Origin of the sequence: Massilia pseudoviolaceinigra (assembly GCF_030846505.1) — a bacterium.
Classification (GTDB): domain Bacteria; phylum Pseudomonadota; class Gammaproteobacteria; order Burkholderiales; family Burkholderiaceae_D; genus Telluria_A; species Telluria_A violaceinigra.
In genome coordinates this window covers 131,102-146,177 of sequence record NZ_JAVCWL010000014.1, presented here as the reverse complement: position 1 = coordinate 146,177, position 15,076 = coordinate 131,102, and the positions used below count along the sequence as shown (strand labels likewise).

General features: G+C 63.7%; 12 protein-coding genes. 8 read left to right on the top strand and 4 right to left on the bottom strand.

The genetic code is table 11. The annotated features are described in order from the left end of the window. Nucleotides 1-13 precede the first annotated feature (13 nt). Complete coding sequence (locus RBA40_RS15725) at nt 14-418, top strand: DUF1801 domain-containing protein (RefSeq protein ID WP_306648762.1); 405 nt, start codon at nt 14-16, stop codon at nt 416-418. A 4-nt stretch (nt 419-422) separates the two neighbouring features. Here RBA40_RS15725 and RBA40_RS15720 read toward each other — a convergent pair whose 3' ends face one another. After that, nucleotides 423-1,019, bottom strand: a complete 597-nt coding sequence (locus RBA40_RS15720; protein ID WP_306648761.1) for a hypothetical protein — start codon at nt 1,017-1,019, stop codon at nt 423-425. Nucleotides 1,020-1,122: 103 nt separating this feature from the next. Beyond that, entirely contained in the window at nt 1,123-2,829 is a 1,707-nt protein-coding gene (locus RBA40_RS15715) for a methyl-accepting chemotaxis protein (RefSeq protein ID WP_306648760.1), read from the bottom strand. Between the two features lie 259 nt (nt 2,830-3,088). Between RBA40_RS15715 and modA the strand changes: the two genes are divergently transcribed. The 5 genes from modA (at nt 3,089) to RBA40_RS15690 (ending at nt 8,344) form a co-directional block, all read left to right on the top strand. Further along, entirely contained in the window at nt 3,089-3,832 is a 744-nt protein-coding gene (modA, locus tag RBA40_RS15710; protein ID WP_306648759.1) for a molybdate ABC transporter substrate-binding protein, read from the top strand. A gap of 6 nt (nt 3,833-3,838) precedes the next feature. Then, a complete protein-coding gene (gene modB, locus RBA40_RS15705; protein ID WP_306648758.1) occupies nt 3,839-4,513 on the top strand; it encodes a molybdate ABC transporter permease subunit in 675 nt (224 codons plus the stop codon). Next, the gene (gene modC, locus RBA40_RS15700; RefSeq protein ID WP_306648757.1) at nt 4,507-5,604 is read left to right on the top strand and encodes a molybdenum ABC transporter ATP-binding protein; all 1,098 of its coding nucleotides are present in this window, start codon (nt 4,507-4,509) and stop codon (nt 5,602-5,604) included. Before modB ends, modC begins: the two co-directional genes overlap by 7 nt. 6 nt (nt 5,605-5,610) lie before the next feature. After that, entirely contained in the window at nt 5,611-5,997 is a 387-nt protein-coding gene (locus RBA40_RS15695) for a winged helix-turn-helix domain-containing protein (protein ID WP_306648756.1), read from the top strand. A 370-nt stretch (nt 5,998-6,367) separates the two neighbouring features. Then, nucleotides 6,368-8,344: a helicase-related protein gene (locus RBA40_RS15690; RefSeq protein WP_306648755.1), complete on the top strand. Its 1,977-nt coding sequence runs from the start codon at nt 6,368-6,370 to the stop codon at nt 8,342-8,344. A gap of 146 nt (nt 8,345-8,490) precedes the next feature. On the opposite strand, the gene RBA40_RS15685 is transcribed toward RBA40_RS15690, so the two are convergent. Beyond that, nucleotides 8,491-9,069 (bottom strand): KGG domain-containing protein, encoded by a 579-nt coding sequence (locus RBA40_RS15685; protein ID WP_306648754.1) that lies wholly within the window; start codon nt 9,067-9,069, stop codon nt 8,491-8,493. 422 nt (nt 9,070-9,491) lie between these two features. Between RBA40_RS15685 and RBA40_RS15680 the strand changes: the two genes are divergently transcribed. Beyond that, the gene (locus tag RBA40_RS15680; protein WP_306648753.1) at nt 9,492-11,588 is read left to right on the top strand and encodes a carbohydrate-binding protein; all 2,097 of its coding nucleotides are present in this window, start codon (nt 9,492-9,494) and stop codon (nt 11,586-11,588) included. A gap of 186 nt (nt 11,589-11,774) precedes the next feature. Here RBA40_RS15680 and RBA40_RS15675 read toward each other — a convergent pair whose 3' ends face one another. Continuing rightward, nucleotides 11,775-12,275 carry a hemerythrin domain-containing protein gene (locus RBA40_RS15675; protein WP_306648752.1) on the bottom strand — a complete coding sequence of 167 codons (501 nt, stop codon included), beginning with the start codon at nt 12,273-12,275 and terminating at the stop codon, nt 11,775-11,777. 358 nt (nt 12,276-12,633) lie between these two features. On the opposite strand from RBA40_RS15675, the gene RBA40_RS15670 reads away from it, so the two are divergent. Beyond that, nucleotides 12,634-14,997, top strand: a complete 2,364-nt coding sequence (locus RBA40_RS15670; RefSeq protein WP_445352053.1) for a penicillin-binding protein 1A — start codon at nt 12,634-12,636, stop codon at nt 14,995-14,997. The last annotated feature ends 79 nt before the right edge of the window (nt 14,998-15,076 follow it).

The window sequence follows — 15,076 nt, the reverse complement described above, 5'->3', positions numbered from 1 at the left end:
AACCGGGGAGACCATGACGCCATTTGCCAACGCTGCCGTGCAGTGCACCTTCGACACCTATCCCGCCCCGGTGCGGGGCAAGCTGATGGCGCTGCGCGAACTGATTTTTGCGACCGCGGCGTCGACCGGCGGTGTCGGCCCGCTCGAAGAAACCCTCAAATGGGGTGAGCCGGCCTACCTGACTACCCACAGCAAAAGCGGCAGCACGATCCGCATCGCCTGGAAAAAAGCGGCGCCGTCGCGCTACGCCATCTACTTCAACTGCAAGACCACCCTGGTCGACACCTTCCGCAGCCTGTTTCCGCATGACTTCGAGTTTGAAGGCAACCGCGCGCTGGTGTTCGACCAAGCGGATAGCGTGCCCGCCGATGCGCTGGCTTTCTGTATCGCCAGCGCGCTCACTTATCACCGCGCCTAGGCGTTCACAGCATCAGCTGGTGCTTGCGCAGGATGGCGCCGATCTGTTCGCGGTCGCGGGCGACGATGTGGTACAGTTTTTTGTAGTGATCGTTGCTCCAGAACGTGAGCAGGCGGTCGTGTTCGGCCTTGCCCAGCACCCTTTCCACGCCGTCGAGCTCGAGGAAGATCACCAGCAAATGCTCCTGCGACGCGGCCAGGCTGTCGGCGCCGTCCGGATAGCCGACCGGCAGGGCAGGGTAGCGCTTCCTGATCTCGCGCAGCGCCTGGCGCGTCTGACGCGGATGCTTCGACAGCCACCAGTGCATCTGCTCGTGGATAAAGGTCGACACGAGCGCGCCATCGTCGTTGAAGTGCCTGGTGTGGAGGGTCAGCACCGGATGGCTGTGCGGAATCGTCTTCTCGTCGACGATGATCTTGTCGGTCTGGATCCAGGTACTCAGATCATGGGCGGCCGTCAGGCGTTCGAGCTGTTTCTGCAAGTCCTGCTCGTGCGCGCTGCCATGCTTGAGGGAGATGCTCAGGCCGGCGGCGGAGGCGGGCACGGCCAGCGCCGTGGCGATCAGGAGGGCGACGATGCTGCGTACGGGTGAAGTCGACATAAGGCTCCGCAAAAGTTAGCCCCGCCGCGAACCGGCAGGAAGACGCGTGATCGCGCCTTCGCATCCTGCCATAAGCTTGCAAATTCGAAAAGCTTTCCTGCGCTTAGAACTCTTCCCAGGTGTCATCGCCACCGGTGGCCGGCGCTGGCTGCCTGACGGGAGCGCGCTGGGCCGCCGGCAAGGCCTTGCGCGGCGCCGTCGGACGCACTGCTGGCGGCGGGGCGGATGTGCGGGCCACGGGGGCGGGGCGCATCGTGGCGGCGCCATCGAGTTTGAACACGCTGACCACCTCGGCCAGCTGCACGGCCTGGTCCTGCATCGAGGCCGACGCTGCCGCTGCCTGCTCGACCAACGCCGCGTTCTGCTGGGTCGCCTCGTCCATTTGGGTAATCGCCTGGTTGACCTGTTCGATACCGGCGCGCTGTTCTTCGCTGGCATTGGCGATCTCGCTGATGATGCTGGTGACGCGGCGTACGCTGCCGACCACCTCGTCCATCGTCAGCCCGGCCTGGTCGACCAGGCGCGTTCCCATGTCGACTTTTTCCACCGAGGTATCGATCAGGGCCTTGATTTCCTTGGCCGCGCCGGCCGAGCGCTGGGCCAGGTTGCGCACCTCGGAGGCAACCACCGCGAAGCCACGGCCCTGCTCGCCGGCGCGGGCCGCTTCCACCGCGGCATTCAGGGCCAGGATGTTGGTCTGGAAGGCAATGCCGTCGATCACGCCGATGATGTCGACAATTTTCTTGGCCGAATCGTTGATCGCGCCCATGGTCTGGACCACTTGCGACACCGCCGCGCCGCCGCGCACCGCCACTTCCGACGCCGTCGCGGCCAGGTCGTTGGCCTGGCGCGCGTTGTCGGCATTTTGCTTGACGGTGGCGGTCAATTCTTCCATCGACGAGGCGGTTTCCTCGATCGACCCGGCCTGCTGTTCGGTCCGCGACGACAGGTCGAAGTTGCCGGGCGAAATTTCGGCCGAGGCGGTCGAAATCGTGTCCGTGCCGACCCGCACCTCGCCCACGATGCGGGCCAGCGAGGCGTTCATGGCCTTGAGCGCATGCAGCAGCTCGCCGATTTCATCGCGCGAACCGGCATCGACGTGAGCGGTCAGGTCGCCCTGGGCCACCTGCTGGGCGAACGATACGGCGCGCCGCAGTGGCACGGTGATATTGCGGGCAAGCCACACCGCGATGATGCCGGCCATGACCGCCGCCAGCACGCCGCCGCCGACCAGGGTGGTGACGGTGAGCGAATCGAGCGCCTTGGCATCCTTGGCGCGCTGGGCCAGCAAGACTTCTTCCGCCGCGACGATCTCGGCAATCAGGCCGCGCATGGCATCCATTCCTTTCTTGCCCTTGCCTTCCCTGACGGCGGCGACCACGGCCGCCATGTCACCGTCGGCCGCGCCTTTGCGCAGGGCGATGGTCGGATCGATCGCCGCTGCCATCCATGCTTCCTGCTCGCGTTGCAGCCGCTGCAGGCGCTCCTGCTGGCGCGGATTGTCCGCTGTCAGCGAAGTGGCCCGCGCCACGCGCTTGAGAAAGTCGGCCTTGCCGCCATTGTAGGGTTCGAGCGATGCCGGATTGCCGGTCAGCAGAAAGCCCCGCTGGCCGGTTTCGATGTTGATCAGCTGCTCCAATGCCCCATGGACCTCGGCGGTCACCTGATACGTGTGCACATTGATATCGTTAGCCGCGCTGAGCTTGGTGAAGTTGGCATACGCCACCGTCACAAGTACCACCAGCAGCAGCACAACGGCGGCGAATCCAAGATACAGGCGCGTGCCGATTTTCATGTCAGACAGTGTCATCAAAGTTCCCTTGTAAAAGTGAAACATCGCTATCGCTGGGAGCATGGCCATGCATTTCCACTCGCCATCGTCATAGCCATTATGCGTTTTGCGCAGCCGCCACACGGCGAAAATTCACATTTGGTCGTGTATTCGCCACACTTGAATCGCTCGCTTGCGCAAGCCCTGCAGGTCCGTTTTGTCCGAGCTCATCTTGCGCGTCGTATATAATCGGATATAGCGCTGTTTGCGGCGCGTTTGCCCCCACCGGAGTTTTCGCATGAAACGATTTGCCAGCGTGTGGCTTGCATTGATGGTGGCCGGAATGGCCCGCGCCGAGGAGGTGCACGTGGCCGTGGCCGCCAATTTCAGCGCGCCGATGAAAGATATCAGTGCCCGCTTCGAGCGCGACACCGGACACAAGGTGCTTGCGACCATCGGCGCGACCGGCAGGTTTTACGCCCAGATCAAGAATGGCGCACCGTTCGAGGTACTGCTCGCGGCCGACGACGAAACCCCGGCCCGCCTCGACCAGGAGGGCAGCGCCGTCGCCGAGACCCGCTTTACCTACGCCATCGGCAAGCTGGTGCTGTGGAGCGCGCAAGCCGGCCTGGTCGACCCGCAGGGGCAGGTGCTCGCGCAAGGCAGGTTCGCCCATCTGGCCATCGCCAACCCCAAGCTGGCGCCGTATGGCGCGGCCGCCATGCAAACCTTGGGCAAGCTCGGCTTGCAGGAGCGCCTGACGCCGCGCCTGGTGCAGGGCGACAGCATCGGCCAGGCCCATCAATTCGTCGTATCGGGCGCCGCCACGCTCGGTTTTGTCGCCATGTCGCAGGTGTACGGCGGCGGCAAGCTGCAATCCGGATCGGCGTGGATCGTTCCGACTGACATGTACACGCCGATCCGGCAAGATGCCGTGCTGCTGGAGCGGGGCAAGGGCAAGCCGGCCGCGCTCGCCTTTCTGCGCTATCTCAAGAGCGAGCCGGCGCGCGCGGTTGTTCGTTCCTACGGTTACGATTTGTAGGGCCGCATGCTGAGCGCTGACGACTGGGGCGCCGTCTGGCTGACCCTGAAACTGGCGACCACGGTCACCGTGCTGCTGCTGTTGCTGGGCACGCCCGTCGCATGGTGGCTGGCGCACACGCGCTCGCGCGCCAGGAGCGTGGTCGGCGCCGTGGTTGCGCTGCCGCTGGTGCTGCCGCCGTCCGTGCTCGGGTTTTACCTGCTGATCGCCACGGGGCCGGACGGGCCGCTCGGATACCTGACGCAGTGGCTCGGGCTCGGTTTGCTGCCGTTCACGTTTTCCGGGCTCGTGATCGGCTCGCTGCTGTACTCGATGCCCTTTGTCATCCAGCCGCTGCAAAATGCCTTCGAGGCCATCGGCCCGCGTCCGCTGGAAGTGGCCGCCACCTTGCGCGCCAGTCCGCTCGACACCTTTTTTTCAGTGGTGTTGCCGCTGGCCCGGCCCGGCTTCATCACCGCCGCCACGCTCGGCTTCGCCCACACGGTCGGGGAATTCGGGGTCGTGATGATGATCGGCGGGAACATACCGCAGCAGACGCGGGTGGTGGCGGTCCAGATTTACGGCCATGTCGAAGCGATTGAATATGCCCAGGCGCACTGGTTGTCCGGAGGGATGCTGGTGATCAGCTTTATCGCCTTGTTCCTGCTGTACCGGTTCAATCCGACGCGCAGGACATGGTGACGGCCGCCTCAGCTATCCGCATGCGTTTCGACATCCGGCGCAGCGGCTTCGCCATGCAGGTCCAGCTCGACTTGCCCGGGCGTGGCGTGAGCGCGCTGTTCGGCCATTCCGGCTCCGGCAAGACCACCTTGCTGCGCGCGATTGCCGGGCTGGAGCGTCATGCGGACGGCTACCTCGAAGTCAACGGCCAGCTGTGGCAGGACGATGCGGCCGGCGTGTTCGTGCCCACGCACCAGCGCGCGCTCGGCTATGTATTCCAGGAAGCGAGCCTGTTCGCGCATTTGTCGGTCCAGGGCAATCTTGATTTTGCCCGCCAGCGGGCCCGCGCCGCCGGTGGCGACAAGGTGATGGCGCACGCGGTGGCGCTGCTTGGCATCGGCCATTTGCTGGAGCGGCGTCCGGATGGCCTGTCCGGCGGCGAGCGCCAGCGTGTGGCGATCGCCCGCGCCATGCTCACGGCCCCGCAACTGCTGCTGATGGACGAACCGCTGGCCTCGCTCGACGGGCGGCGCAAGGACGAAGTGCTGCCCTACCTGGAACGGGTGCAGGCCGAGCTGGCCATCCCGATGCTGTACGTGAGTCACTCGACCCGGGAAGTGGCGCGCCTGGCCGACCACATCGTGCTGCTCGACGGCGGCCGGGTGGTGGCCAGCGGGCCGGCGGCCGACACCCTGGTCCGGCCCGAGGTGACGCGCACCATGCAGGATGATGCGGGGGCGCTGGTGGACGCCGTGGTCGAGGCCGTCGACGCCGTCTACGGCCTGCTGTGCCTGAAGGCGGCGGGCGGTGCGATGTACATCGCGCATGCGGCGCTGGCACCCGGCACGCGGCTGCGGCTGCGGGTGCTGGCACGCGACGTGAGCGTGACCTTGCTGGCGCAGGCGGGCAGTTCGATCCTCAACCAGTTGCGGGCGACGGTGGTCCAGATGACCCCCGGCAACGATCCGGCCCATGTCATGGTGCGGCTCGATGCCGGCGGCACGCAGCTGCTGGCGCGCATCACGCGGCGCTCGCGCGACCAGCTGGGGCTGGAAGTGGGGATGCCAGTGTGGGCCCAGGTCAAGGCAGCGGCGCTGCTCTCGGGCGGCTGAGGCGCGATGAACGATCAGAACGACGACAGGGCGGGGCTGGTGGACGCCGACATCGACGTCAAGGTGCGCCTGCTGCAGGGCGGCGAGATTGCGATGGGACCGGGCAAGGCCGACCTGCTCGACGCGATTGCGCGGACCGGATCGATCAGTGCGGCGGCGCGTGCGATGGGCATGTCGTACCGGCGCGCGTGGCTGCTGGTGGACGTCATGAACCGCAGCTTTGGCGCACCGCTGGTGCGCAGCGCGGCTGGCGGCAGCCAGGGCGGCGGCGCCAGCGTGACCGAGATGGGCCTGGAAGTGCTGACCCACTACCGCGCCATGCAAGCGGCTGCGAGTGCCGCCACCGCACCGTACGCCGCCGCCCTCACCAAACTCCTGCGCCCCGACGATTAGTCCCACAACCGGGGTCAGAGCTCTGACTCGAAATATTTCAAGTCAGAGCTCTGACCCCGGTTGTGTCGCCACATGCCCGATAGCAAACAACACGGCTTTCTCCTATGGCGCTGGCTGCTGACATGTCTTACATCCACGTTGGCGACGCCAAATTGTTGCGTGATCGAGAGCAGTTTCCGCGTTCAACCGCATAAATGTTTCAAGTCAAAGCTCTGACCCCGGTTTTACCACAAGTCAAAGCTCTGACCCCGGTTTTACCAAAATGCCTGCTTCCCGACAATAGATGTGCTGATGCAGGCATTGGAACTACGCAACAGTCGCAGACGCGATATAGTTGGCGTTCATCGCCTATACAACTTGATCCGTACCAATGACAGTATCCATAACTCAGCAATTGCCTCCTTCCACCACCGACGATAGCGATGACGATGCCCTCATCGCTGAACTGGGCTTCGACCATCAGCAGGTGCGCCTGGTGAAGATGGAGGGCCGGGTGTTCCTGCAGTTTTCCGGCGAGGTCGATGAAGGCGGCCTGAATGTGCCTTACCACCTCGTGCCTGCCCAGGGCGTGCTGGCCAAGCCGAGCAAGTGGCGCAAGATGGATCGGGAGGCCAAGCGCACCCTGCTGCGCGAACGGGTCACCCCGCGCGCCATCGATGACCTGCATCAGAGCGTGCGCGTGTTCGTGCGCGATATGTCCGGCGAGTGCGAGGACCAGAACCTCGACGCCGCCACCTTCCTCGGCCCGCTGTTCGAGGTCGATACGTCCGAGCCGGCCAGCTATCTGTTCGAGCGCATCGAGCAGCGCGTCGCCCACGCCGTCGAGCGCGCCCAGGAGGAGCGTCACGCCGAGCGCACCCGCGCCAGCATCAACCTGGCCGAGTATCCCGATTCCTTCGAGGTGGCGCGCCGCCTGCCGCGCAAGTTCATCGCCTTGCTCGGCCCGACCAATTCCGGCAAGACGCACCGCGCGATGGAAGCCCTGGCGAAGGCCAAGAGCGGGGTCTATCTGGCGCCGCTGCGCCTGCTGGCGCTGGAGAACTTCGAGCGCCTGCAAAGCGCGCGCCCGCACGGCAAGCCGCTGGCGGTCAGCCTGGTCACGGGCGAGGAGCGCCGCATCGCGGACGATGCCACCCACGTGGCCAGTACGGTCGAAATGCTCGATACCCGCACGCCGGTCGAGGTTGCCATTATCGATGAAATCCAGATGCTGGCCGACCGCGACCGCGGATCGGCCTGGACCGCGGCCGTGTGCGGCGCCCCGGCCTCGGTGGTCTACCTGGTCGGCGCGCCGGAAGCGCGGCGCGCGATCGAGGCGCTGGCCGAGCGCCTCGAATGCCCGCTGGAGGTGCACATGCTCAAGCGCATGGCGCCGCTGTCGATGGAGCCCAGCGCTGTGCGCAAGTTGCGCAACCTCAAGCGCGGCGACGCGGTGATCTGCTTTTCGCGGCGCGAGGTGCTGATGTGGCGCGACATGATCACGGAAATGGGCTTGTCGGTGGCGACCGTGTACGGCAACCTGGCGCCCGAGGTGCGGCGCGCCCAGGCTGAACGCTTCCGCGAGGGCAGGGCCGATATCGTGGTCGGCACCGATGCGCTGGCCATGGGCCTGAACATGCCGATCGAGCGCATCGTGATGACCACCAGCGTCAAGTACAACGGCGTGGAGGAAGAGGAAATTTCAGCCTCGCTGGCGCGCCAGATCGCCGGCCGCGCCGGCCGCTACGGCGTGCACGAGGAGGGCAAGGTGGCCGGTTACGATGACGAGACGCACGAGGTCATGCGCGCGCTGCTCAAGGAAAAGCTGGCGCCGCTCAACGCCACCGGCTTTTCGGTCGCGCCATCGGTCGAACATCTGCACCGGATCGCGGCCGTGACCGGCGAGACGTCGCTGGTGCGCCTGCTCAGGCGCTTCGTCCACAATATCGATGTGCCGGACGGCTTTTTCTATCCGCGCATTACCGAGGAGCAGGCCGAACGCGCCGTGTGGCTCGATTCCTTGCCGCTGTCGGTGGCCGAGAAATTCATGCTGTCGCTGGTGCCGGTGTCGACCAAGGTGCCGTCGCTGCAACGCGCCTGGGAAATGTGGGCGCAGTCGCTGGCGAAGAAAAAGATCTGCAAGCTGCACGAGGATACGGGCCAGCAGGCCTGGCAGAACCTGCAGGAGGTGGAAGATAGCTGCCGCCTGTATTCGGCGTACGCCTGGCTGGCTTATCGGGCGCCTGATTTCTTTCCGAGTGTCGCGCTGGCGCAGGAACTGGCGCGCAGCGCGTCGGAGCGGGTCGATTCGATCCTGCAGACGCAAAATGCGGCGGCCCGCAAGCGTCACGACAAGAAGTTCCGATAAGCGCCGGCGGCGCCATTGTTATTGGCGCGTTCGCTTCGCCGGCGCCGGTTACCGTCGCCGCAATGAACGGCACAATGACGATAGCCTGCACGAGGCAGGCTATCGTCTTGCATTACCCCGCGTGAACGGGGCAGGGTGCGGCTAGCTTATTTGGAGCCCTTGCTTCCCGAGCCGGAACCGGAACCCGAACCGGAACCGGAACCCGATTTCGAACCGCCCGAGCTGGCATTGTTGGAGCCGCCCGATTTGCCGCCCGAAGACGAATCGTCGTCCGAGGAGCCGCTTTGCTTGTTGCCGCCGCGCGAGGTGCCGCTATCGGAATCGCTCTTGTTGCTGGCCGACGAGCCACGCGAGGAACCACTGTCCGAATCGCTCTTGTTGCTGGCCGACGAGCCACGCGACGAACCGCTATCCGAATCGCTCTGCTTGTTGCTGCCGGAGCCGCTTTGCTGGTTGCCGCCGCCGCTGTGGCTCAGCTTGCCTGCTTCGCGGGCTTCTTCCGAAGTGAACTCATGGGCATTGCCCGAAGCGTGGGCTGCGCGGCCGCCTTCGGCTGCGATCTCGCGCTGCTGCTCAGGATCCATCGAGGCAAAGCCGCGGTTGCTGGTATCGCTCTGGTTGTTACCCTGGCCGCCCTTGCTGCCGCTTTGCGAGCCGCTGTCCGACTGGTTGTTACCTTTGTTGCTACCTTGATTGTTGCCGCCTTGGTTGTTGTTCGATGCCATGATGATTTCTCCTAATGTTTTAATTAAAGAAACTGCAAGAACTACCTTGTGTTCGCCGTCGGACTTGTTGTTCGTCAGCGAGTAGAGACATCTTAGGTCAGCGGGCCGAGCATTAGAGTAGGAGCACTCGCAACTGGCGTGTAGGACTAAAGTAAGCTGAGTCCGCCGGGTTGACTGACCAAATTTGTCGCCGGAAAGTCATCTGTACGGGCACAAACTTTCCCCGCAGCGCAGCCATGCTGGCGCCACTTCAAGCGAAGTTTCCCTATAGCTTTTTATATTTACGTTGACGCCGCATGGCGAAGTCCATACTATCGACTGCACGGTATGGGAACGTTTCCACCCCGGATGGTGTAATCCTTGTCTTCCCCGGCGGCACGGCCTGGAACCGCGCTGCTTCCTATAACAACAGGAGACTTTCCATGGAACCTACCCTTCACAGGGACTTGAGCATCGGGCTGCCGAAACTGGCCTGCGCCGTGGCCGGCGCCTTGTTCAGCGCGGCGTGCGCTGCACAGACGGCCTTGCCCGGCAAACTTGAAGCGGAGAGCTACGCGTCGATGCAGGGCGTTGCCACCGAAGCGACGTCGGACGCGGGCGGCGGCGCCAACGTCGGCTGGATCGAGACCAACGACTGGATGAACTATTCGGTCAATCCGGCCACCAGCGGCTGGTACACGGTGCAGTATCGGGTGGCCTCGGGCGGCAGCAGCGGCCAGCTTGTGCTGAGCCAGAACGCAAAGGACATCAGCGAGGCGGTGGGCGTGCCCAACACCGGCGGCTGGCAGACCTGGTCGACCATCAGTTCGCGCGTGTTCCTCAATGCCGGGCCGCAGAACCTGGCCGTGTTCGCCAAGGGAGGCGGATTTAACCTGAACTGGATCAACTTCACCGCCGAGAACGCGCCAGCCGCCCTGCCGGCGATCCGTCAGAACGGACGCTACTGGGTCGACAGCAGCGGCAAGCGCGTCAACCTGCGCGGCGTCAACCTGGGCAACTGGCTGCAGATGGAGTTCTGGATGCTGAACAACAGCATGTCCACCAGCAACGGAGCGGTCAACGACCAGTGCACGCTCGAAGGCACGCTGGCGGGGCGCTTCGGCAATGCGGAGAAGGAACGCCTGATGGGCGTGTACCGCGACAGCTGGATCACCACGCGCGACTTCGACCTGATCAAGGGCATGGGCATGAACGTGATCCGCGTGCCGTTCTACTTCAGTCTGGTGGAAAACGAATACAGCCCCTACAACCTGCGCGCGGACGCCTGGAAGCATCTCGATTTCGCCATCAACGAGGCGGAAAAACGCGGCATGTACGTGATCCTCGACCTGCACGGCACTGTCGGCGGCCAGGCCGGGGAGAAGGAGCAGCATGACGGATGCGTCGGGCCGGCGCAGCTGTGGTCGAACGCGGCCTACCGCGACCGCACCAAGTGGCTGTGGGACAAGATCGCCGAGCGCTACAGGGGCCGCAACGCCGTGGCCGCCTACGACTTGCTCAACGAGCCGTGGGGGACGGACGCGGCCACCCTGGCCAATTACGCCTACGAGCTGTTCAACGTGGTGCGCGTGAAAGACCCGAACCACGTGATTCTGCTGCCCGGCCACAACAGCGGCATCGATGCCTATGGCAATCCGAACACGCGCGGCCTGACCAACGTGGCGTTCTGGATGCATTTCTACCCCGGCCTGTGGGGCTGGAACGAAGTGCAGGGCGCCGCCAACCAGGCCAATATGCACGCCAACTGGCTGCACTGCAATCCCAACGGCACGGGCGAGAGCTGCGACTGGAACGCCAAGCTCACCGGCTTGAACACGCCCTTCCTGATCGGCGAATTCCAGCCCTGGACTTTGCTGGGCAGCTACGGCGGACAGATTACCCGCAAGACCTACGATGCCTACAATATGTACGGCTGGGCGGCGACCAACTGGGCGTACAAGAACGTGACCTACGGCGGCTCGAATGGCGATACCAATGCCTGGGGGTGGGGCATGGTGACCAACAGCAGCAATGGCGGCGCGATGGGAAGCCTGAACGTCAGCACGGCGTCGAGCGCGCAGATCGAAAGCTATTTCCGCGCTTTCGCCACGCAGCCGCTGGTGCGCAATGAAAGCATCGCGTACTGGATGAATTGGAAGCCGGAAGTGGGTGCGCGCATCGAGGCGGAAATGTTTACCACGCACAGCGGCATGCGCATGGAAACGACAACCGACGCGGGCGGCGGCTTTAATGTGAGCAATATCGATAACAATGACTGGATGAGCTATCCGGTCAATGTGCCCAAGGCCGGGTGGTACAGGCTGCAATTCCGGGTTGCCAGTATCTACAACGGTGGGCAATTCGCATTGAGCAAGAGCGGCAGCGACCTGGCGGCGGTGACCGTGCCCAATACCGGTGGATGGCAGAACTGGCAGACGGTGACGGGGCGGGCTTATCTGGAAGCCGGTCAGCAGGACTTGGCGATTTACGCGCGCGTTGGCGGCTGGAACATGAACTGGCTGCAGATGAACGCGGAGTAGGGTGGTTTGAGGCGCGCCGGAGAACGATCCGGCGCGCTTTTTTTCTGTGCATCTGCAATGCCGTTAGCGCGAGGGCGGCACTCGGCACGAAGGCTACAACGCAAACGATTCCCCGACAACCCGCGCTTGCGCCAGCGGGCTATGGAGGAGCCGTGTGCTAACCCGCCTCAGCGGGGTGAATCCGACTTACACCGTGATCTGCGCCTTGCGCTCGGCAATCTGCTGCCCCAGCGCTTCCAGATCCAGGCCGGCATTGCGCGCCATCGGAAACATTTCGTTTTCTTCTTCCTCGACGTGATGCTCGATCATCTCGGACAGCACTTTCACCTTTGCATCGAACAGCTCTTCGGTCGCTTCCATTTCCATGATCTGTGCGATCAGGTCTTTGGCTGATGCGTGCTCGACAGTTGCTTCGTCCACCAGATCTTCATTCTTCTTGGTCGCGGCGCGCACTGCTGGGTAGAAAATTTCTTCTTCGGCCGTCGCGTGCTTGGTCAGCTCGGCGCAGATTTGCATGGACAGTTTTTTCTTGGTTGCATGAGCACGGTCGCCCAGGCCTTCAAAGAGTTCGAACATCTGCTTGACGTTCTCGTGGTCTTCAATCAGCAGCGCAATCGCATCCTGGGCTTCCTGGCCGCCTGGGACTGCCTTTGACGTAGTACGGGTGGTCGACGATGAGGTTCTCATAATATTGCTCCTGATATTTTCTATGGTAACTAATGCGCTACCGGGTGGCTGGGATATTTCCTGGCTGCCTGTTTTGTAGCAGAAAGGTCATGATAGGCGGCCTCAGTCGTGCGGGGAGTAGGCGCACTGGCAACCTTCGCGTAGGACAAAACCACCTCGGCCTATCAGGAACCATGCTCGTGCATGTCGGCCCCTCCAATCGATGCGTGCGGCCCCGTCCCCTCGGATATACTGTCAGGCAAGTTAATGACTATTAAGCAAGGAAATAACAGTGGGTGAAGAACGCAATCTGGCAGGACGGCTGAAGCAGGGCCTGCGCGCCGCTGGCGAGCAACTTGGCCGCGGCCGCGCGTATCTGATGGCGCAGCCGGTGTATAAACGCATCGGACTGACGCTGCTGTGGTGTATTGCCGCACCCGTGGCGCTGCTGCTGGTGTGGGTGCTGATCCTGATCCCTTTCACCCCCGGCGTAGCCGACCTGAAGCAGGCGCGCGCCGCCAAGGCGTCGATCCTGGTCTCGGCCGACGGCAAGGAACTGGCCAGCTTTGAAGAGGGCTTGCAGGAACGCGTGACCCTGGCGCAGATTTCACCCCACATGATCGCCGCGCTGATCGCCACCGAAGACCATCGCTTCAAGGACCACCACGGTATCGATTACAAGCGCACCCTGGCGTCGGTTGTGTACACGATCGGCGGCGACCCCCAGGGCGGCTCGACCATCAGCCAGCAACTGGCGCGCAATATGTTTCCGGAAGAGATAGGCCGCTCGCGCACCCTCAACCGCAAGCTTAAGGAAATGATTACGGCAGTCAAAATCGAAGCGGCCTACAGCAAGGACGAGATCCTGGAAGCCTACCTGAACACGGTGCCCTTCTTGTACAACACCTTCGGCATCGAAATGGCGGCGCGCACATATTTCGACACCACCGCCGCCAAGCTCGACATTCTGGAAAGCGCCACGCTGGTGGGCATGCTCAAGGGCACCAACTACTACAATCCGGTGAGTAATCCCCAGCGCTCGGTGCAGCGCCGCAACGTGGTGCTGGCCCAGATGCGCAAGCACGGCATGCTCGACGAGAAGCGCTACGACAGTTTGCGCAAGAAGCCGCTGCGCGTCTCCTTTTCGCGCCAGGCCGAGCGCAGCCCGACCGACACCCACTTCACCGCCTACGTGCGCAAATGGCTGATCGAATGGGCCGACAAGAACGACTACAACGTGCAGAGCGATGGCCTGGTGGTGCACACCACGCTCGATTACGCCCTGCAGGAAGCGGCCATGAAGGCCGTCGAGCGCCAGGGCAATGCCTTGCAGATTATTGCCGACGTCGAATGGTCACAGCCCGACAGCGGCGGGTCCGGCTCGGCCGGGGCCTACGCGGGCATGCACGGATCGATCACGCCGTTCGAACATTTCTGGCGTTCCAAAGGGACGCTGGTCAACGCCTTCATCCGCGAAACGCCCGAGTACAAAAAAGCCATCGAAAGCGGCGACACCGGACTGGTGGCGCTCAAGCGGCTCAAGTCGGACCGCGCCTTCATCGCCCGCTTGCGCGCCGCCAAGACGCGCCTGGAGACCGGCTTCGTGGCGATGGACCCGGACAGCGGTCACATCAAGGCGTGGATCGGCAGCCGCGACTTTCATAAAGAACAGTACGACCACGTGGTGCAGGCCGCGCGCCAGCCCGGCTCGACCTTCAAGCCGATCGTCTACGGCGCCGCGCTGGAAAAAGGTTTCGCGCCGAACCGTCCGTACCGCGACGCGGTGATGAATATCAAGGCGGGCGACGGCACCATCTGGCGCCCGACCGACATGAGCGGTTCGAGCGGTAACCAGATGACCATGCACGATGGCCTGGTGTTTTCCAAAAACACCATCACGGCCCAGGTGATGCAGGATGTCGGGCTGCCCGGCATCATCAAACTGGCGCGCGACCTCGGCATCCGCGAGAGCAAGCTTGAAAAGGTACCGTCGCTGGCGCTGGGCACCAGTCCCGTGACCCTGCTGGAAATGGTCAACGCCTACAGCAGCATCGCCGCCCAGGGCCAATACCGCAAACCCGTGTTCGTCACGAAAATCACGGACCGGGCGGGCAAGGTGGTGGCGCATTTTGGCGATCCGGTGTCGGAGCAGGCGATGACGGCGGAGAATGCGGCCAGCCTGATCGACATGATGCGCGGTGTGATCAACCGCGGCACGGGCACGGCCATCCGCTATCGCTTCGGCATCAATGGCGACGTTGCCGGCAAGACGGGCACCACCCAGAATAATGCCGACGGCTGGTTCATCATGATGCACCCCAAACTGGTGGCCGGCGCCTGGGTGGGCTTCAACGACAATCGCGTTACCATGCGCAGCAATTACTGGGGGCAGGGCGGCCACAACGCAATCCTGGTAGTCGGCGACTTCTTCAAGGCGGCCATTGCCGATGGAAAGGTCGATGCCGCCGCGGTGTTCGCCGGCGGACGACGCCCGGCGCCGGTGGTGCAGGAAGAAGATCCGGGCGATATCAGCGAAGAAGCGGGCGAAATGCAGCAAGAAGGCGTGCCGCCACCGCCGCCGCCGCCGACCGACCCGGATGACATGGAAGAGGAGGGAGAAGAACCGATGACGGGTGATCGCGCCGATCCATCGTCCGGCCAGCTGCCCTTGCCGCTACCAATGCCGCCACCCGCGCCGCCGCCTGAACCCGATTCCGGTGCGCCGCCGCTCCAGCGCGAATAAGAAAATGGACAGCGGGCATGTGATGCCCGCTGTCTCGCGGCGGCGACGAAGAAAAAGCAATATTTCCTCGGGGCTATGT

Coding starts and splice junctions, on each gene's coding strand:
- RBA40_RS15725 (WP_306648762.1), top strand. CDS start 14: ATGACGCCATTTGCCAACGCTGCCGTGCAGTGCACCTTCGACACCTAT.
- RBA40_RS15720 (WP_306648761.1), bottom strand. CDS start 1,019: ATGTCGACTTCACCCGTACGCAGCATCGTCGCCCTCCTGATCGCCACG.
- RBA40_RS15715 (WP_306648760.1), bottom strand. CDS start 2,829: ATGACACTGTCTGACATGAAAATCGGCACGCGCCTGTATCTTGGATTC.
- modA (WP_306648759.1), top strand. CDS start 3,089: ATGAAACGATTTGCCAGCGTGTGGCTTGCATTGATGGTGGCCGGAATG.
- modB (WP_306648758.1), top strand. CDS start 3,839: ATGCTGAGCGCTGACGACTGGGGCGCCGTCTGGCTGACCCTGAAACTG.
- modC (WP_306648757.1), top strand. CDS start 4,507: ATGGTGACGGCCGCCTCAGCTATCCGCATGCGTTTCGACATCCGGCGC.
- RBA40_RS15695 (WP_306648756.1), top strand. CDS start 5,611: ATGAACGATCAGAACGACGACAGGGCGGGGCTGGTGGACGCCGACATC.
- RBA40_RS15690 (WP_306648755.1), top strand. CDS start 6,368: ATGACAGTATCCATAACTCAGCAATTGCCTCCTTCCACCACCGACGAT.
- RBA40_RS15685 (WP_306648754.1), bottom strand. CDS start 9,069: ATGGCATCGAACAACAACCAAGGCGGCAACAATCAAGGTAGCAACAAA.
- RBA40_RS15680 (WP_306648753.1), top strand. CDS start 9,492: ATGGAACCTACCCTTCACAGGGACTTGAGCATCGGGCTGCCGAAACTG.
- RBA40_RS15675 (WP_306648752.1), bottom strand. CDS start 12,275: ATGAGAACCTCATCGTCGACCACCCGTACTACGTCAAAGGCAGTCCCA.
- RBA40_RS15670 (WP_445352053.1), top strand. CDS start 12,634: ATGGCGCAGCCGGTGTATAAACGCATCGGACTGACGCTGCTGTGGTGT.